Origin of the sequence: Gordonia prachuapensis, assembly GCF_036350515.1 — a bacterium.
Classification (GTDB): Bacteria; Actinomycetota; Actinomycetes; order Mycobacteriales; family Mycobacteriaceae; genus Gordonia; species Gordonia prachuapensis.
This window is the reverse complement of record NZ_JAZDUE010000004.1, coordinates 191,841-210,344: the sequence shown is the minus strand read 5'-3', so window position 1 is coordinate 210,344 and position 18,504 is coordinate 191,841. Positions and strand designations below refer to the sequence as shown.

Sequence of the window (18,504 nt, the reverse complement as noted above, 5' to 3'; positions counted from 1 at the left end):
ATGAGCTGTCACAGTTGATCCGACACCTCTGTAGGCGAAACGAGGCTGTGGTGAGCGACATCATCTGCGAATCATGCGGAACCGCGAATCCGCCCGGGACACAGTTCTGCACCGAGTGTGACGGGTACTTCGGGTGGTCCAGTGCCCCGAAGAGCACGCGGGGCTCGGCGGCCGCGCCGTCGGGACGTGCGTCGGCGCGGCCCGCAACCGTACCGTCGCCGGGCGCCACCGACGTGAGTCGGGTGATCGCACCCACCGTGGAACCGGACCAGACGTCGGTGGTGCTCGATCCGGCTGCAGCGGCGCCGATGTCGCTGCACATGTACAACCCGTCGCCGATCGTGGACGGCTACGCGGTGCATGTCCCGGCTGCACCCGACTGGTTGACGGTGACCCACGAGGAGATCCGTCTGCTTCCCCACACCGACGCGATGGTGCCGATCGCCTTCGGCATCACCGAGGGGACGTCCCCGGATGCCCAGACCGTCGCGGTCGCACTCGAGATCCGTTCCCTCACCGACGACCGCAAGACGACGACCGCCACCATCGAGGTCACCGTGCCGCGATTCGGCCGTCCGGTGACGCTCGAGGCCCATCCGTCGATCGTTCGGTTGACGGACGAGGTCCGTGGGACCGCGCGTCTCACGGTGGACAACTCGGCCGCGAACCACCCTCAGTCGGTGGTGCTGACGGCGTCGGACCCGGAAGGAGTCGTCGACTTCGTCATCGAGCCCCGACAGCTCGATATACCGCCGGCTCAGACGGTGTCCGCAACCCTCACCTTCGAGCTCCCGACCATCGACTTCGGCAGCCGGATGGAGCGCGTCCTGACCGTCACGGCCACCGCCGGCGACGACGAATCCGAGACCTCGGTGGCCGTCACCCAACAACGTTCGGCGGCACCGGAGTACGTTCCGGTCGAGCTCCGCCTCGAACCCAGCGTGCTGCGGGTCCGCGATTTCACGATGGCCGACCTGACCCTCGTGGTCGACAACCGACGCGGTGCCGCCGACCGGACATTGACCGTGGGTGGCCGCGACGCAGAATCGAAAGTGGCGTTCCGGTTTCCCACCTCGCAGATCCGGGTCGCCGCAGGGAAGATCGCGACGCTGTCGCTCACCGTCGAGGCCGACGCGCCCGCGGCCGGCGAGGACGTCTCCTATCCGTTCACGGTTCTTGCATCCGATGAGATCGACGAGGTGGAGACCACCGGAACACTGGCCCTGTCCACCTCGCCGCCGGCGATCACCACGACGACCTTGCGGCTGCACCCCAGCAAGATCAGTGTGCGCAACTCGGCCACGGGCCGCAGCAAACTCATCGTCGACAATTCGTCGTCAGACCAGTGGCTCCGGGCTCATCTGGCCGGTTCGGACCCGGAAGCCGCGGCGAGGTTGACGATCCGACCACCCACCGTGGACGTTCCGCCGCGTCGGTCGGTGTGGGCGGATGTGACGGTGTCCGCGGATCCACCGGACCCCGGCGAGGCCGCCGAACGTCCGTTGTCGTTCACGGCCACCGACGGCCGGTCCACCGTCACCTGCGAGGGCACCTTCGCCCAGCGCACGTCCGACTGGTTGCCGATCGTGCGGGTCGTGCTCACGTTGTTGGGCGCACTGGTCGCGGCCGCAGGTGCATTCGCGCCGTGGGCGGTCACTCTTCCTGACTATCTCATCGACAAACTGCCTGTGGCACAGTCGCAACCGGGCACAGAACAGATCGACGAGGTGGCCCTGACCCAGCCGATCGCCCGTCTGGCGGTGCTGGTGCTGGCCGGGGCGATGGCCCTCGGGGTGTTCGCCCGGACCGGGAAGCCGACGCAGACCGCGGCCATCGCAATGGCTCTCGGGTTCGTCGGATACATGGTGTACCTCACGCAGAGGTTCGGGACCGGTGGACCCATGTACGGCGCGGTGTTGGTCGTGGTCGGCGCAGCACTCGGTTTCCTAGGCGGACTGTGCATCCGACGCCGTTGAGAACTCCGCGAACTCCGGACCGATCAGCCGCCCCATCTTCCGGTACTCCTGCTCGACGCCGTGAACGAGGTCGTCGGTGGTGACCGCGCGGGACTCCGCGGCCGCCCGGTATGCGGCCGTCACCGCGGCGGAGCGGATGTTGCCGCCGGACATCGCGAATGTTCGCGCACACAGGTCGATGTCGAGCGAGGGCGCGCACGGGACAGGCGCCGCCAGGCTGTGGCGCCAGAGTTCCCGCCGTGCGTCCTCGTCCGGGCGTGGGAACTCGATCACCGCATCGAGGCGACGGGTGAAGGCGTCGTCGAGGTTGGCCCGCAGGTTCGTGGTCAGGATGGCGAGTCCCCGGAACGCTTCGAGACGCTGCAGGAGGTAAGCGGTTTCGACGTTCGCGTAACGATCCTGCGCGTCGCGGACCTCACTCCGTTTGCCGAACAGGGCATCTGCCTCGTCGAAGAGCAGCACACCGTTGACCGATTCCGCTTCGGCGAAGATCCGGTCGAGGTTCTTTTCGGTCTCCCCGATCCATTTCGAGACGACCGATGCGAGATCGACGGTGTAGAGATCGAGTCCGAGGGCACCCGCGAGCACCTCGGCCGCCATCGTCTTTCCCGTACCGGAATCGCCGGCGAACAGTGCGATGACACCCTGCCCGCGGGCACCACCCCGACGCATCCGCCAGTCCCCCAGAACCTGCCGCCGGAATCGTGCACGGCCCGCGAGTTCTCGCAACCTGTCGACGGTCGCCTCCGGCAGCACCAGATCCGACCAGTCCACCTCCGGTGTGACGCGGCGAGCCAGGCGTTGCAGCCCGGCCGAGTTCAGCATGCGGGCCCCCTCCAAGAGGTGATCGACCCGCAGTCCGCCGACGTCGACCGCGACTGCCCGCCGGGCGGTGTCGACCGCTCGCCCGATCTGCTCGGGTGTCAACGCATAGACCGCGAGGGCATCCATCTCGACGTCGGTCGACTCGACCGTGACATGGGTGAGCCACACCCCCAGGCGATCTCGCGTCGAGACCGGCGATGCATTCACCGTCAACGGCAACCGATCGGCCAGTTCCGGCTCCCACGGGCCGCGCCCCACCACCACCAGCGGCGCCGGCCCGGCGAACAAGCGAGACCGGCGCAAACCGTCGGGCCTCTCGTGCACGCCGTCCAAGACGATGACCGCCTCACGCAACACCGCCTCACGGCGGACTGCCGCGAGAACCGGGCCGAGTCCGTCCTGCGGGAGTCGCCGCAGATCCACGGTCACCGCGGGTCGACCGGTCGCGTCGATGGCGGCTGCCGCCGCGGCACTCCCGTTGCCCCCGTGGTCGTCGCGCACATAGACGAGGTCGGCGTGGCACCGCAACGCACGCGCGACCTGCTCCGCGGTCTCCCCGTCGAACCGACCGGGGTCGGTCACGACGTCGACGAGCAGAGGATCCGGTCCGTCCTCACCGAGGAGGTGATCGACGACGCGATCCGGTACCCGCAGGGTCCGGGTGAGGAAGGGACGATCGGTGTCGTCGACGACCACGAGGCCCAGATCCACCAGCGGTGCGCTGGGCGCCAGACGCGAACGCGCACTCCCCTCCCACGATGATCGGCCGGACAGGGCGAAAGCGAGGTCAGGGGACGCGCGGCGACGGGAGACGTCATCGTTCAGGTAGCCGTAGAGCCGTTCCCACCGGGCGTCGATCTCCGGCAACGCACAGATGAGCAACAACTCCACATCCAGCTCCGAGAGGCCGCCGGTACGTGCGAGCCGGCGCAGTCGCAGGTCGGCGCCGGCACCCTCGCGTGCATCCGCACCCGACTCGACCGACACACGTGCGCCGCTTTGGACCGGCGGGTCAGCCTGGGGCTCCAGGAGTGCGTCGACGGTGGCGTCACCGATGTACAGACCGCGAAACGGATCGTCCGGGGTGGGGTCCACGCTTCGCCGGAAGCCGACCACCTCACGAATCCGGTCTTCCACCAGCTCGATTCGAGCTCGCAGATACCACAGGTTGTCGTTCATGCCGGTTCCGTCGGGTGCTCCACGATCCGTGCTCGACGACGCACCTCGGCGTCGCGGTCGCTCCCCAGCTCGACCGAATGCAGCACCGGTGTCCGGACCGGCGGACCCACCGGTTGCGTCCGGGCGATGGGCAGCGGGGCGCAGACGACAACATCGATCGACGGCTTGAGTTCGCCACCGAGAGCACTCCACACGTCGGCGAACGAACGGTCGTCCGATGGTGGCAAGGCCACCGTCATCGTGACCGGTAACGCGACGTCGCGCAGGGACGGCCCCAGCCGCTCCGCCGGGATCACCGGGTGGTTGACGAGACTGCGCAGCAACAACGCCAGCAGACCGTGCTCGTCCTCGGGACGCTGGGTCCAGGCGGCGACCAGATACGACAACCGGAAGTAGCGGGGTGGACTGTGCCGCGCCGTCGTCCTTCCCTCGTGATACTCGTTGACGAAACCGGTTTCGCGCCTGCGGACATCTTCGCGGATGTCGTAGAGGTAGGCACAGATCGTCGGACCGCTCCGCTTGCTCGCCCAGTCCTTGGTCGGCGCGTCGAACGACACATCGACCGCGGCGCCGCCCAGCGCGTCGTCGACGACGATCGACCGGAGTGCGGCATCGATCTCGTCGATCACCTCAGATCAGCCCTTCACGCAGGGCGTAGGCCACGGCGTGTGATCGGTTGCGCAACTGCAGCCGGGTGGTCACATCGTGCAGCACGTTCTTCACCGTCCGCTCGCTGTAGCACAACGTCTTCGCGATCGCGGCGGTGTCGTAGCCCTCGGAAACCAGTCGCAGCACGTCGATCTCGCGGTCGGTGAGACCGGAGAAATGTAGTCCGCGCGGCGACAGCACCTGTCGTTGCAGGCGGCCGACCTGTCCGAGGAGGCTGCCGACGAGATCGGTGGGGACGACGCCACCCCCGTCGGCGACATGCCGGATCTGCCGGACCAGAACGTCGGCGGTGGCGTCGGTGCGGCGGACCAGACCGCTGACCCCGGCCTCGGCAGCCGCGACCACGGTGCTCTCGTCGATGGTGCCGAGGACCAACATGGTCCGGGGTACGCCGTTGCGTTGCAGCGCCTTCAGATTCTTCTTCACCAGATCGTCGAGCTGGTCGGCAACGACGACCGCGACCTCGGCGGTGTCCAACGCGGCATCGCTGACGACCACCACCTCGGGACGCAGATTCAGTTGACTGGCGACCCCGGCCTGCAGGACCGGATCATTCGAGTACACATATGTGGTTGTTCTGCATTGCATGATCTCTGTCTCCCAACGTTCACATGCGTGGTCTGGGTACGTGCGGCTACTCCTGGCGTTTGCCGCAGCGTCCACAGAAGGCCTGTCCCGGGGGCAGCTCGAACCCGCAGTTGTCACATCGGGCGCCGGCCGCAGGCGGACTCGTCGTCACGGCGCCGCCGGAGGTGGGAGGCGGGGGCGGCACCTGGCCTCCCGCCCCGACCGAGTGTGCCTGCGGTGCAGGGTAGGAACCTGCGGGCAGCACGTCGGGCGGGACATCGTTGCGGGCGCGGTTCCCTCGGTGTGTGTAGAGGTAGTACGCGAGCCAGCCGACCAACGCGAGACCGACGAGCACTCCGCCGGCGATCAGGATCACCGACATGAGATTGCCGGAGCCGTAGCCCTCGCCGGCCGCCTCGCGACGACGAACCGCCTCGGTGCGCTTCGGGAAGGCGTTCGGGTACCCCGGCGACAACGCGATCGAATTGTCGAAGTTCTTGATGGCGTCGTCGTAGTCGCCCGCGTAATACGCGCCCAGCCCCTCGCGGTACGCTCCGTCCGCCGGTGACAGCTCGGAGGTGACGCCGTTGTTCTTCATCATCTCCCGGAGCTCGGTCACCGCGGACACGTAGTTGAACGCTCCCGGCTCACCCGAGGGGCGAAAGCTGTTCACCCCGAGCACTTTTCCGTCGTCGGTGATCGTCGGACCGCCGCTCATACCCGGCGACATCGCGGCGCTCACCTCGATCACGGGCGCGGTGCCGAGCGTCTTGAGGGCGCTCACCGTCCCACTCTTCGCGGTGGGTTCGAGGCTGTAGTCGGTCACCGACTCGGTCGATGCCGGATATCCGATGGACTGCACCGGGGTGCCCACCTCCGGTTCGGCGGTGGACAACTCGGAGGACGGCAGGTTGGAAAGCGGAACCTTGAGCAGCGCAACATCACCCTGTCTCATCGGCCGGACATCGACCACGCGAGCCGGTACCGGTTTCACGTCTTCACCGGACTGGCCGGCACCGAGAACGGACACATGTAGACCGGTCGCCTCGATCCGGTCGAGGGTGCGGTTGCCGGAGTCGAGTGCCGACTGCCCATAGGCGACGTGATCAGGGTCGACACAGTGACCGGCGGTGGCGATGTATCCGTCCGGATTGACGACGAAACCCGTACAGCGGGAAGTCGATACGTCCGGCACGTTGCTCTCGAGGTACACGATCGAGGGCCGGATGACGGCGGCTGCGCGAGTGGCCGGCGAGTCGTCGGGCGGCGTATCGGCGGTCGCGGTCGGCGCGGTAGACACCACCGCGCCCGCGGCCATGAGTGCGGCGAGCGCGGCAACACCCACGCGGGACGACGAATGATGCGTTGACCTCATGACTGTTCCGTTCTGTCGAGATGGCTCGCCCGGAGTCACTGAAAGGTGCCGTCGGGGTAGATGACCGGGTCGTCGGGGTAGACAACCGGATCGTCGGCAAACTGTGGGTCGGGCAGCCCACCCTGGTTACCCGCGCCCTCGCCCCCCACGCCCGGTTGCGCCGGTTCCGGCGGAACCTCATAGGGACCGCCTCCCCCGGTGTCGGTCCCGCCGTCACCGGGCGGCTGCTCGTCGCCGCCGGGCATTGGGGAGCCTTCCGCATCATCTTGATCGCCAGCCGGCGACTCATCCACAGGGCGGCCAGGCGGTTCGGGGGCATTCGACGAGGTGACGGGCTCCGACGAGTGCGCCGATGACGAACCGGTGTGCGGCGCCGGCGGCGACACCACCTCGCGTTCCTGCATCTCCGGCCACTGGTCCCCGGTGTAGTCGGCCTCGGCGAGCTCGACGTCCGACGGCGTCAGCGGGCTGCCACTGGCACAGCGAACGCGCGGCACCCATGCGGTGTCGACGAACACGGCGGTGCCCTTCTGCAGCAGTGCGTCGAACTCGGTGGGACTGCCGTCCTGGTAGCCGTGGTCGGTGACGAGCGTGTCCCGCATGAGGACGACGGGACGCAACGACGCGATGTACGCCGAGATGTCGGTGACACCGAGGACGCTCTGCCACGCGGCCGCCTTGGCCGGGTCCGCAGCGAGGAAGGAGGTGAGTTGCGGTGCGTCACAGGCAGTCTGGTCGGCTGTTCCACCGTACAGACCCACCATGGTGCCGTCGGCCGCCGTCGCCTGCCCGGCCGGACCCGTCACCTTGGCGTCGAGCGTGACCACTTTCGACATGTCGACGGGTTCGGCGACCGATTCGGTCCACGGCGAGTCACCCTGCGACGATGCGGCCTGGAGGACGACCTGGCTGGACTCGGGCTCGAGATCCTTCGTACAGCCCGCGACGGCAACCGTCGCGACGGCGGTGATCGCCGCGGCTCCCCACGTTGTCACCCGGATGGGTACGGTGCGATCTGCCGGCACGTTCATGTATCAAGGGTGGCCGGTGTGGTGACGTCCGACACGCGTAGGCGACTACGTCACTTGGCGTGCCCTACTACCCCAATTCCCGCTGCCCCGTACGTCGAACGGATGACAGTCGGCGACGGATCGTCGCCTCGGTCAGAACACCGTGGAGCGCAGCGCGATCTCCGATGCCAGTGCGGCACTGGCCTGCTGGGGAATCCAGTGACCGATGCCGGGCAGTTCGCAATACCGGAAGTCCGAGTACGCGTACCGTCCACTCAGCTGAGCCTGCTCACGGCCGAGTGCCTCGTCACCGTCACCCCACACCATCGTCGTCGGGATCTCGACCGGCGGGCAGGCCAACTTCTCGGCGATCTTGCCGGTGAAGTTGGCCCGGTACCAGTTCAGCGGGCCGGTGAGCGCCCCCGGCTCGGTCAGCGGAGCCAGTTCGTCGGCGGTGATCCCGGTGGCGAGCAGCGCCGCACCGTCGTCGGCCAGCAGCTTCTGTTCCGCGTCGTCGGCGATGAAGTCCTTGATGTACAGCGAACGTTCCCGCTGGTCGGTGGAGTCGAGGGCGTCACGCATCGCCGAGGGGTGACCGGTACTCGCCGCCACCAGGCCGGTGAACCGGTCGGGATGCTTGCCCGCGAGGTGCCAGGCGACGATGCCACCCCAATCGTGTCCGACCAGCATCGCGTACTGCACGTGCAGACTGTCGAGCACGCCGATCGCGTCATCGACCAGCAGGTTGAGCGCGTACGCGTCCACGCCGTCCGGCCGGGCACCGGGGCTGTACCCGCGCTGGTCGAAAACAATTGTGCGCAATCCACTTTCGTGGAGACGGGGAACGACCTTGTCATAGCAGGTCCCGTTGACAGGGAAGCCGTGCAGCAGCAACACCCATTTTCCGTCCTCGGGGCCGCTGATCCGGATGTCGAAAGTGTGCTCGCCGAGCTGAACGGCGCGCTGTTGCGTGTCCACGGGCCCAGGATAGGCGAGAATCTTCGCCCCCGGTCGGCACCCTGTGCCGCTGGTGCTCTCAGCCGACCGAATGCGTGATGACCGGTGCCCGCGGGTCGGCACCCCGCGCGATGAGCGCCTCGATCGCTGGCACGTCGAGGTGCTCACCCACGAGGTCGGCGATCAGGTCCACCTGGGCGTTGCGGGTCTCGTCCACCGACGTCGTCTCGGACACGACAAAACCCGGTTTCCCTGCCTCGACAGCCATTTCACGCAGCAGTTTTCGACGAAAGGCGTCCGACGACAGCAGCCCGTGCCAGTGTGTTCCGCGCACTGCGCCGCGAACGGCGCCCTCCGGACCGTGGACGGCATCCTCGATCCATGGCTGCTCCCCCGACCGCCCGATGCGGCCGTGGTGAATCTCATAGCCGCTGATCGAATGACCCATGCCGGTACCGGACACCTGTCGGAGCACTTTGTTCGGGTCGAAGACGATGTCGACGTCGAGCAGCCCGAGCGCATCGACCGGGCCGATCCGGGATTCGACCGGGTCGTCGATGCGCCGACCGAGCATCTGGAAGCCACCGCAGACGCCGATGACGGGCCGCCCGCTACGGGCACGTTCGATCAATGCCGCATCGATGCCGCGGGCACGCAGCCAGGCGAGGTCGGACACCGTCGCGCGCGTACCCGGCAGCACGACGAGATCGGCGGCCCGAACAGCCGCCGGGTCGTCCACCCAGGTGACGTCGACACCCGGCTCGCAGCCCAACGCCTCGACATCGGTGGTGTTCGACACCCGCGGCAGCCGGATCGCGGCCACCGACAGCCGCACCGTCGGCCTGCTGGTGTCGGCGTCCTCAGACGGCCCGACGCGGCGGCCGACCGGCGTCGACAGCGAGTCCTCGGCATCGATCCAGAGCTCGTCGCTGAACGGGACGACGCCGAGTGTCGGCCGGCCCGTGAGCCGGTGCAGCATGTCGAGGCCGGGCGCCAGGATCGACGGGTCGCCCCGGAACTTGTTGATGACGTACCCGGCGATCAACCGCTGGTCTGCCTCGTCGAGCACCGCGGTCGAACCGAACAGATGCGCCAGCGATCCGCCGCGGTCGATGTCGCTGACCAGTAGGACAGGCATGGCAGCCGCCCGGGCCAGGCCCATGTTGGCGAGGTCCGTCGCCCGCAGGTTGATCTCGGCCACCGACCCGGCGCCCTCGCAGATCACCACGTCGAACTCGGTCCGCAGCGATGCCAGCTCGTCGGTGACAATGCCGGCCAAACGGCCACGCCACTCGTGATAATCGCGGGCCCCCGCCTCGCCCACCGGCTGCCCGCGGACCACGATGTGGGAGCGGCGATCGCTGCCGGGTTTGAGTAGCACCGGGTTGAATCGGGTGGACGGCTCCAGCCCGCACGCGTAGGCCTGCAGCGCCTGCGCGCGGCCGATCTCGCCGCCGTCGAGGGTGACCGCGGAGTTGTTCGACATGTTCTGCGCCTTGAACGGCGCCACCCGGACCCCGCGGCGGTGGAGCAGGCGGCACAAGCCGGCCACGATGAGGCTTTTACCGGCATCCGAGCTGGTGCCGCCGACCAGGAGCGCGCCGTTCACGCGTGGTGCACCGGGGAGACCGCCGTCACCGGTCGGGCAGGGTCAGGATCTCCGCGCCGTCGTCGGTCACCACGAGAGTGTGTTCGAACTGGGCGGTCCACTTCCGGTCGTTGGTGACAACCGTCCAGCCGTCGTCCCAGATCTCGTAGCCGAGCCCGCCGAGATTGATCATCGGTTCGATGGTGAACACCATGCCGGGCTCGATGACCGTGTCGACGTTGGGTTCGTCGTAGTGCAGGATCACCAGCCCGTTGTGGAAGGTCTCACCGATCCCGTGGCCGGTGAAGTCGCGGACCACGTTGTAGCCGAACCGGTTCGCATATGACTCGATGACCCGGCCGATGACGTTGAGTTCACGTCCCGGCTTCACCGCCTTGATGGCGCGCTCGGTGGCGACCCGGGTCCGTTCGACGAGGTCGGTGGCCTCGGCGGACACATCACCGGCCAGGAAGGTCGCGTTGGTGTCCCCATGCACACCGTCGATGTAGGCGGTGACGTCGATGTTGACGATGTCCCCGTCGGAGACGACCGTGGAGTCCGGGATGCCGTGGCAGATCACCTCGTTCAACGACGTGCAGCACGACTTGGGAAACCCCTTGTAGCCCAGGGTCGACGGGTACGCGCCGTGGTCGATCATGTACTCGTGCGCGATCCGGTCGAGTTCGTCGGTGGTCACACCGGGTGCGACCGCTTTGCCGGCCTCGGCCAGCGCGTTCGCCGCGATCTTGCCGGCGACCCGCATCTTCTCGATGGTCTCCGGCGTCTGCACCCACGGTTCGTGTCCTTCGTTGACCGTGTCCCGCCACGCGTACTCCGGCCGCTCGATCGAATCCGGGACGGGGCGGGTCGGCGAGAGGGTGCCGGGCCGCAGGGCAGCGCGAACAGTCATGCCGTCCAGCTTATCGACTCGGGTCGCGGGCCGGAGGCGGGCCGGTGTGGCCCGGTGGCCGCGAACTAAGGTGAGACTAAAGTCGGGTCTGCTCAGCGGGACGGGAGGAAACGTGGCCCTTCGTGACGCACGCTCGTTCCTCGCGGGCTCCTCAGGGACCAGGTGGGGGAACCACCCCCGCTCCCTGAGGTGCGAGGAGCGCGCGAGCCACCCCCGCTCCCTGAGGTGCGAGGAGCGCAAGCGACGAGCCACGAAGGGCGCCGCGTGACCCCGATCAAGAAACGCCGGCCCCTTGTCGCGGCCGTGCTCGTGGCGGTCATGACCCTCGCCTCGGCCTGCTTCGTCGAACCCATCGAGCAGCCGGCGCCGTCGATGGCACCCACCGCCAACCTGCGCGAAGGGCCGCAGACCGCCGAACTGCCCCAACGCGACGTCGAACCCGTCGCCGACGACCCGACACCCACGTTGCCGGTGACCGTCGACTCGGTGGGCCGCGGCCCGGTCACCGTGACCGACGCGAGCCGGATCATCGCCGTCGACATCAACGGCACTCTCGGCACCATCGTCTTCGCACTCGGTCTCGGACCCAACGTGGTCGGCCGCGACACATCGACGGCGTTCCCGTCCGCGGTCGGGTTGCCGGTGGTCACCAACCGCGGGCACAGCCTCAACGCCGAGGCCGTGCTGGCGCTGGCGCCGACAGTGCTGCTCGTCAACGAAAACACCGTGCCGGACGCCGCGGTCGACCAGATCGCCGACTCGGGCATCCCCGTCGTGGCATTCCCCGGCACACGCAACCTCGAGACGAACGACGCGTTGATGCGGTCGGTCGCCGAAGCCCTCGGCGTGCCCGAGGAGGGCGAGCGACTCGTCGAACGCACCGACCGTCAGGTCGCCGACGCACGGGAGTTGGTGCCCTCGCCGTCCGGGGAACCGGTCATGGCGTTCGTGTACATCCGCGGCCGCAACCTGATCTTGCTGGCCGGTCCGGGATCGGGGGCCGACGACCTCATCGAGAATCTCGGTGGCCGTGACGCGGGCGCCGAGGCGGACCTGACGGGTGCGTTCACCGCCGTCAGCGCCGAGGCGATGATCGCGGCCGACCCCAACGTGATCCTGGTGATGACCCAGGGCGCGGACACCGTCGGCGGCCTCGACGGCGTGCTCGCACTTCCGGGTATCGCCGAGACCGATGCGGGCAGGCACGGACGAGTCGTCCAGATGGACGAGACCAAGATCCTCGCGTTCGGGCCGGACGTCGGCGAGGTACTCGGCTCCCTGGCGCAGGCGATCTACGTATGAGCGCACCCACGACCCAGCGGTCCGCGACGCTCGCCGCCGAACACCGCGCCAAGCACCGCACCCGCAGCGTTCTCGTCCTGACCGCGCTACTCCTGTCGACAGCCGCGCTGGTGGTGATCTCGGCCGGAATGGGTCGAGTCGGGGTGCCACCGCTCGAGGTGCTCGGCAGTCTGGCGCACCACTTCCACATCGAGATCGGCCCACTGCCGTCACACCCCAACGGCGAGGCCGCGTTGTGGAACGTGCGATTCCCGCGAATCGTGTTGGGGTTGCTGGTGGGTGCCGCTCTCGGCGCCGGCGGCTGCCTGTTGCAGGGCGTGCTGGCCAATCCACTCGCCGAACCCGGCATCATCGGCGTCTCGTCGGGCGCAGCCGTCGGAGCGTGTCTGATGATCGTGCTCGGCGGCAGCTTCGACAGTGACTGGGCACTGGCCGGCGCGGCGTTCGTGTTCGCGTTGTTCACCGCGGCGTCGGTGTACGTCTTGTCGCTGCGCGACGGTTCGACGTCGGCGATCATGTTGGTCCTCACCGGGATCGCCGTGAACGCGTTCACGCTCGGCATCATCGCCTATCTGACATTCGTCGCCTCCACGGCCGCACGCGAGCAGATCGTCTTCTGGCAGCTGGGCTCCCTGGCGGGCACCACCTGGAACGAGGTGTGGGTCGCAGCTCCGTTGATCGTGGCGGCGATCGCGGCGTCGCTGGTGCTCGCGCACAAGCTCGATCTGCTCGCATTGGGCGAGATCCAGGCCGCGTCGCTGGGCGTCAACGTCGAGGTCGTACGTCGACAGGTGATCGTCCTGGTGTCGATCCTCACTGGCGCCGCCGTCGCGTTCTCCGGAATCATCATGTTCGTCGGACTGGTCGTGCCGCACGTCCTCCGTCTCATCGTCGGCCCGCGCCACGCGATCCTGTTGCCTGCGAGCGTCGTCGGCGGCGCACTCGTGATCACCGCCGCCGATCTCGCCGCGCGCACGATGCTCGGCGACGCCGACCTCCCGCTGGGCATGTTCACCTCCCTCATCGGCGGACCGGTGTTCTTCCTGCTGCTCCGCCGCAGCCGACGGGCAGGGGCCGGCTGGTGACCGCCGTGTCCGAACGCCTGGGCGTCACCGCCGAGAACATCACCGTGAACCTGGGTGGGCGAGATGTGGTCCGCGACGTCTCGCTGCAGGTCGAGCCGGGCAGCCTGCTCGCACTCGTCGGCCCCAACGGTTGCGGGAAGTCCACCCTGCTGTCCGTTCTGGCGGGACTACGCGAGCCCGACGCCGGGACCGTGCGCATCGGCGAGCATGCCGTGTCGAAGACATCGTCGCGGCAACTCGCGCGGCTGCGATCGTTCGTCACCCAGCACAATCGGACCGACACCCCGTTCTCGGTGATCGAGGTCGTCGAGATGGGTCGGTTCCCGTGGTTGCGCACACCGGCCGCGGTGCGGTCGCCGGAGATCATCGACGACGCCATCCGGGCCTGCGATCTGCATGACATCACCGACCGCCCCTTCGCACAGCTCTCCGGTGGCCAACAGGCGCGGGTGTCGATCGCGCGGGCCCTCGCCCAGCAGACCCCGGTGATGCTGCTCGACGAGCCGACCGCCGCACTCGACATCCACCACCAGGAGTCGGTGCTCGACATCCTGCGCGCCGCCCGCGACGACGGGGCCGCAATCCTGTTGGTCGTGCATGACCTGTCGCTGGCGGCCGCCTACGCCGACCGGGTCGCACTCATGAAGGACGGGCACCTCCTCGCCCACGGCCCCACCCGCGAGGTGATGACGGCCGACCTGTTGTCGAGAACCTACGACCATCCGGTCGAGATCTGGGATCACCCCGAGTCCGGGCAGCCGATCATCGTGCCGCGGCGGACGTGAGAGCGGTATGCGCGCAAGGGGTCTCGATACGCCACTCACTTCGTTCGCGGCTACTCGACCAGCGGTTGGGACGACATCGCGGCTACTCGACCAGCGGTTGTGAACACTCGCGGCTTCTCACTCGCTGATCGTGGAGGCGAACCGTCCCCTCCGTTGATCGAGTAGGACGACGAGCGGCAGCGAGGAGCCGTATCGAGATCCCCCGACCCCGACCGCGACCCCGACCACGACCGCTCAGGACCGAGCGCGGACCGCATACCCCGGAGGCAGCCCGGCGAAGAAGTCGCGCGTGACGCCGACCGCGTTGTTCGAGTCGCCGCCGCGCACGACCAGGGTCGCGAACGCCAGGTCACCACGGTAGCCGGCGAACCAGGCGTGTGATCCGCCCGCGAACTCGGCCTCACCGGTCTTGCCGAGAACTTCGCCCTGACCGTCGATGACCGTGGCCGTGCCCTGCGTGACCACTTCACGCATCATCGGGCGCAGTTCTGCGACGACTGCCGGGTCCAGCGACGGCTGCGGCCCCTCCACCGTGGTCGGCTTACCGAGGATCAGTTGCGGCACAGGGGCTTTGCCGTTGTTGGCCACTGTCGCGGCGACCGTTGCGAGGCCGAAGGGGCTCACCAGGACCTTGCCCTGCCCGAATCCGTCCTCGGTGCGGGCGACGAGTTCCGGCGCGATCGGCACCGACCCGGACACCACGTCGAGCCCTGCGATGTCGTATTGCTGACCCACGCCCATCGCCGCGGCGGTGTGGGCAAGGTCCGACGGCCCCATCTTGCTCGCGAGGAAGGCGAAGGTCGTGTTGCACGAACTCGCGAACGCCTTCTGCATCGTGACGGTGCCCAGCGAGAACCCGTTGTAGTTGGGGATCCGGCGCGGCCCGATCTCGATCTCTCCGGGGCAGGGAACCATCGATCCGGGGTGCGCGAGGTCCCGGCTGATCGCCGACGCCGCGGTGACCATCTTGAACGTCGAGCCCGGCGGATAGAGTCCCGTCGTCGCGATCGGGCCGTCGCGATCGGCGGCCTTGTTCTGGGCGACGGCGAGGACGCGTCCCGTCGATGGCTGCAGCACGACCATGGCGACCTGGAAACGGTTGGTGGCGTCGACAGCACGCTGCGCGGCGTTCTGGACTCGCCGCGACAGGCTGAGGGAGATCGCGGGTGCCGGGTCGGGGGCGTGATCGGCGAGGACGTCGGCGTCGAGTCCGTTCGGGTTGACCGTCACCACCCGCCAGCCGACGCGCCCGTCGACCTCGGTGTCGACGACCTTCTTGACCTCGGTGAGCAACGCGGGAGCGAAATCGGGGTTCTTCGCGACCAGTTCGGCCTGCTGGTTGTGCACGACACCGGGGATGGCCAATTGGTCACGCAGCCGGTCGAAGTCGCGCTGGGACAGGCGTGTGATCGGATACTGTCCGCCACCGGCGGTGGACTCTTCGGCAATCTTCTGCGCGGACAGCGACGGCACGAACGGGCGCAACGCGGAGACGAGGCGGGTGACCGAGTCGGCGACCGAACCGTTCGCCGCAGCCTCGGCCGCATCGAAGTTGATGCCGACGACGGTGCCGTTGACCAGAACCTCCGAGCCGTCGGACTCGTTCACGGTCGCGCGCGGTGCCTCCACGATCTGCAGGGAAAGTCGTTGATTGGCGCCGAGATCCGGATGTATGTCGGTTGATGTCCATCGCACCGCCCAACCGGCGTCCGACCGGACCATCTTCACCCGGGCCGGGTAGCTCCACTCGCGGTCGCGGGGCAGGTCCCAGTGGTAGGTGACGTCGATGTCGGCGGTGTCACCGGTGACGCGCGCCTTGCCGGTACTCGCGGTGAGATCCTCCGCGGACAGCCCTTCCCACGCGGCGCCGAGACCATCCTGCGCCTGCTGCGGGTTGTCGGTGAGTGCGGCTGCCCCGGCGATGTCACCGGCCCCATAGGCGGCGAGGAATTGCTCGACCGCCTGCCGAGGCCCGTCGTCGACGGTGGCGCATCCGGCCACACCCACGGTCAGCGCAGCGCTCACCGTCACACACGCAACACTGACCGCACGTCGACTCATCCGCAACATTGATGTCGATCATATGGGCGGAGACCTCGAAAACCCCGGCGCCACGCGGCAAGATCTCCTGGTCAGGCTCGGACGGTGTCGAGACCCCGTTCAGTCGACCAGAACGGTGGCGAATGTCGCGATCTCGCTGAACCCGACTTTCCGGTAGATCTCCCGTGCGGGGAGGTTGAAGCTGTTGACGTACAGACTGGGTGTTCGGCCAAGCCCGATGATTCCTGCGGCGACGGCAGCGGTGCCCGCTGCTCCGAGTCCTTCGCCGCGACGATGCGGCGCCACCCACACGCCCTGGATCTGCCCGACCCGCCGCGACAGGGAGCCGATCTCCGCCTTGAACACCACCTCACCGCCGTCGAACCGCGCGAACACCCGTTGTGCGGTGATCAGCGATGCCAGGCGGCGACGATAGGAGCGGCCGCCGTCACCGGCGCACGGGTCGACGCCGACCTCCCCGATGAACATGTCGATTGCCGCGGGCAGGTAGGCATCGAGGTCGTCGAGGGTGACCAGGCGTACGAGGGGGTCGGGGGCGACGAGCGGTGCCCCGGTGAGCGCCATCAGCGGCTGGCTGTCGCGGACCTCCCGCGCCGGGCCCCAACACGCGCCGACCCGATCCCAGAACGCCAGCACCATCTCGGCGCGGCCGACGATCGACGAACACACGCGGGGCGCGGCGGCGGCCCGGTCGGCGAACGCGTCCATGTCGGCGATGGACCCGAGCAGCGGGATGAGGTTGGCGCCGGAGAAACACAGGGATGTGGTCGGGTCGTCGGTGGTCCACAGTTCACCACCGAGCAGGCGTGGGTTGATGCCGTGCGACTCGAAGCGGGCTGCGACCATGCACATCGCCACCGGGTCCGACGACAGCACATGCTCGACCACCGGCGCATCCCGTGCGCCCAGCGGGCGATCACCCAGTAGCTTCAGCACCACCGCTCCCTCTGCCGTCCTCGGGCGGGATGCGTCACACGGCCTCTCAACCGTCGACGGTGGCCGCAGGCGACACGATCAGCTGACCGTGACCACCGGCGGACCCGCTTCCCTGTCACCAGTGTCACCCGATTCTCCTGCAATTCGCAGCGCTTCGTCGATCAAGGTCTCGACGATCTCCGCTTCGGGAACGGTCTTGATGACCTCACCCTTGACGAAGATCTGTCCCTTGCCGTTGCCGGATGCGACACCGAGGTCGGCCTCGCGGGCCTCACCCGGTCCGTTCACCACGCATCCCATCACGGCGACCCGCAGCGGCACCTCCATGCCCTCGAGTCCTGCGGTGACGGCGTCGGCCAGCTTGTAGACGTCGACCTGGGCGCGACCGCACGACGGGCAGGACACGATCTCCAGCTTGCGTGGGCGCAGGTTCAGGGACTGCAGGATGGCGTCGCCGACCTTGATCTCCTCCGCCGGCGGCGCCGACAGCGACACGCGGATGGTGTCGCCGATCCCGTCGGCCAACAGCGAGCCGAACGCGACCGCCGACTTGATCGTGCCCTGGAACGAAGGTCCGGCCTCGGTCACACCCAGGTGCAGGGGGTAGTCGCACTGGGCGGCCAGCTGCCGATACGCCTCGACCATGATGACCGGGTCGTTGTGCTTGACCGAGATCTTGATGTCGCCGAAGCCGTGCTCCTCGAACAGGCCCGCCTCCCACAGCGCGGACTCCACGAGGGCTTCCGGGGTGGCCTTGCCGTACTTCTGCATGATCCGCTTGTCCAGCGATCCGGCGTTGACACCGATGCGGATGGGGATCCCGGCCGCACCGGCAGCCTGCGCGACCTCCTTGACGCGGCCGTCGAACTCCTTGATGTTGCCGGGGTTGACGCGTACCGCCGCACAGCCGGCGTCGATCGCGGCGAAGATGTACTTCGGCTGGAAATGGATGTCGGCGATCACCGGGATCTTCGACTTCTTCGCGATGATCGGCAGCGCCTCGGCATCCTCGGGACGCGGGCAGGCGACACGCACGATGTCGCAGCCCGACGCGGTCAGCTCGGCGATCTGCTGCAGGGTGGCGTTGATGTCGTGGGTCTTGGTGGTGGTCATCGACTGCACCGAGATGGGGTGGTCGCTGCCCACCCCGACCGGGCCGACCTGGATCTGGCGGGTTGTGCGTCGCGGTGCCAGCACCGGCGCCGGCGGAGCCGGCATGCCGAGCCCGACCGGGATCGCGTCAGGCGACGTTGGGGCGTTCATCTCGTTCACCTCGTGT

At 68.2% G+C, this 18,504-nt stretch carries 15 protein-coding genes; 4 read left to right on the top strand and 11 right to left on the bottom strand.

The features are described from left to right. Positions 1-50: 50 nt before the first annotated feature. The gene (locus tag V1Y59_RS06640; RefSeq protein WP_330504030.1) at positions 51-1,976 is read left to right on the top strand and encodes a zinc ribbon domain-containing protein; all 1,926 of its coding nucleotides are present in this window, start codon (positions 51-53) and stop codon (positions 1,974-1,976) included. Here V1Y59_RS06640 and V1Y59_RS06635 read toward each other — a convergent pair. From V1Y59_RS06635 to map, 8 genes are all read right to left on the bottom strand, one after another. Beyond that, positions 1,947-3,980 (bottom strand): ATP-binding protein, encoded by a 2,034-nt coding sequence (locus V1Y59_RS06635; protein WP_330504029.1) that lies wholly within the window; start codon positions 3,978-3,980, stop codon positions 1,947-1,949. The genes V1Y59_RS06640 and V1Y59_RS06635 overlap by 30 nt on opposite strands. Continuing rightward, entirely contained in the window at positions 3,977-4,609 is a 633-nt protein-coding gene (locus V1Y59_RS06630) for a Pvc16 family protein (RefSeq protein ID WP_330504028.1), read from the bottom strand. Before V1Y59_RS06630 ends, V1Y59_RS06635 begins: the two co-directional genes overlap by 4 nt. A gap of 1 nt (position 4,610) precedes the next feature. Continuing rightward, positions 4,611-5,237 (bottom strand): response regulator transcription factor, encoded by a 627-nt coding sequence (locus V1Y59_RS06625; RefSeq protein WP_330504027.1) that lies wholly within the window; start codon positions 5,235-5,237, stop codon positions 4,611-4,613. Between the two features lie 46 nt (positions 5,238-5,283). Further along, a complete protein-coding gene (locus V1Y59_RS06620) occupies positions 5,284-6,591 on the bottom strand; it encodes a trypsin-like peptidase domain-containing protein (RefSeq protein ID WP_330504026.1) in 1,308 nt (435 codons plus the stop codon). A 35-nt stretch (positions 6,592-6,626) separates the two neighbouring features. Beyond that, positions 6,627-7,622, bottom strand: a complete 996-nt coding sequence (locus tag V1Y59_RS06615) for a DUF6777 domain-containing protein (protein ID WP_330504025.1) — start codon at positions 7,620-7,622, stop codon at positions 6,627-6,629. A 132-nt stretch (positions 7,623-7,754) separates the two neighbouring features. Next, entirely contained in the window at positions 7,755-8,579 is an 825-nt protein-coding gene (locus tag V1Y59_RS06610) for an alpha/beta fold hydrolase (RefSeq protein WP_330504024.1), read from the bottom strand. A 58-nt stretch (positions 8,580-8,637) separates the two neighbouring features. After that, positions 8,638-10,167 carry a cobyric acid synthase gene (locus V1Y59_RS06605; protein ID WP_330504023.1) on the bottom strand — a complete coding sequence of 510 codons (1,530 nt, stop codon included), beginning with the start codon at positions 10,165-10,167 and terminating at the stop codon, positions 8,638-8,640. A gap of 25 nt (positions 10,168-10,192) precedes the next feature. After that, complete coding sequence (map, locus tag V1Y59_RS06600; RefSeq protein WP_330432297.1) at positions 10,193-11,056, bottom strand: type I methionyl aminopeptidase; 864 nt, start codon at positions 11,054-11,056, stop codon at positions 10,193-10,195. A 318-nt stretch (positions 11,057-11,374) separates the two neighbouring features. Between map and V1Y59_RS06595 the strand changes: the two genes are divergently transcribed. The 3 genes from V1Y59_RS06595 to V1Y59_RS06585 are packed head-to-tail and all read left to right on the top strand — an operon-like array spanning position 11,375 to position 14,228. Further along, a complete protein-coding gene (locus V1Y59_RS06595) occupies positions 11,375-12,358 on the top strand; it encodes a heme/hemin ABC transporter substrate-binding protein (RefSeq protein WP_330504127.1) in 984 nt (327 codons plus the stop codon). Further along, a complete protein-coding gene (locus V1Y59_RS06590) occupies positions 12,355-13,443 on the top strand; it encodes a FecCD family ABC transporter permease (RefSeq protein ID WP_330504022.1) in 1,089 nt (362 codons plus the stop codon). Before V1Y59_RS06595 ends, V1Y59_RS06590 begins: the two co-directional genes overlap by 4 nt. Continuing rightward, the gene (locus V1Y59_RS06585; protein WP_330504021.1) at positions 13,440-14,228 is read left to right on the top strand and encodes a heme ABC transporter ATP-binding protein; all 789 of its coding nucleotides are present in this window, start codon (positions 13,440-13,442) and stop codon (positions 14,226-14,228) included. The genes V1Y59_RS06590 and V1Y59_RS06585 overlap by 4 nt, the downstream gene beginning before the upstream one ends. 234 nt (positions 14,229-14,462) lie before the next feature. Here V1Y59_RS06585 and V1Y59_RS06580 read toward each other — a convergent pair whose 3' ends face one another. The 3 genes from V1Y59_RS06580 to ispG all read right to left on the bottom strand — a co-directional run bounded on the left by V1Y59_RS06580 (position 14,463) and on the right by ispG (position 18,488). Continuing rightward, positions 14,463-16,298, bottom strand: a complete 1,836-nt coding sequence (locus V1Y59_RS06580) for a penicillin-binding transpeptidase domain-containing protein (RefSeq protein WP_330432300.1) — start codon at positions 16,296-16,298, stop codon at positions 14,463-14,465. Positions 16,299-16,388: 90 nt separating this feature from the next. Further along, positions 16,389-17,225: a GNAT family N-acetyltransferase gene (locus tag V1Y59_RS06575; protein WP_330432301.1), complete on the bottom strand. Its 837-nt coding sequence runs from the start codon at positions 17,223-17,225 to the stop codon at positions 16,389-16,391. 78 nt (positions 17,226-17,303) lie between these two features. Continuing rightward, positions 17,304-18,488, bottom strand: coding sequence for a flavodoxin-dependent (E)-4-hydroxy-3-methylbut-2-enyl-diphosphate synthase (gene ispG, locus V1Y59_RS06570; RefSeq protein ID WP_330504020.1), 1,185 nt, complete (start codon positions 18,486-18,488; stop codon positions 17,304-17,306). Positions 18,489-18,504 lie beyond the last annotated feature (16 nt).

Coding starts and splice junctions, on each gene's coding strand:
- V1Y59_RS06635 (WP_330504029.1), bottom strand. CDS start 3,980: ATGAACGACAACCTGTGGTATCTGCGAGCTCGAATCGAGCTGGTGGAA.
- V1Y59_RS06625 (WP_330504027.1), bottom strand. CDS start 5,237: ATGCAATGCAGAACAACCACATATGTGTACTCGAATGATCCGGTCCTG.
- V1Y59_RS06620 (WP_330504026.1), bottom strand. CDS start 6,591: ATGAGGTCAACGCATCATTCGTCGTCCCGCGTGGGTGTTGCCGCGCTC.
- V1Y59_RS06615 (WP_330504025.1), bottom strand. CDS start 7,622: ATGAACGTGCCGGCAGATCGCACCGTACCCATCCGGGTGACAACGTGG.
- map (WP_330432297.1), bottom strand. CDS start 11,056: ATGACTGTTCGCGCTGCCCTGCGGCCCGGCACCCTCTCGCCGACCCGC.
- V1Y59_RS06595 (WP_330504127.1), top strand. CDS start 11,375: ATGACCCTCGCCTCGGCCTGCTTCGTCGAACCCATCGAGCAGCCGGCG.
- V1Y59_RS06590 (WP_330504022.1), top strand. CDS start 12,355: ATGAGCGCACCCACGACCCAGCGGTCCGCGACGCTCGCCGCCGAACAC.
- V1Y59_RS06580 (WP_330432300.1), bottom strand. CDS start 16,298: ATGTTGCGGATGAGTCGACGTGCGGTCAGTGTTGCGTGTGTGACGGTG.
- ispG (WP_330504020.1), bottom strand. CDS start 18,488: ATGAACGCCCCAACGTCGCCTGACGCGATCCCGGTCGGGCTCGGCATG.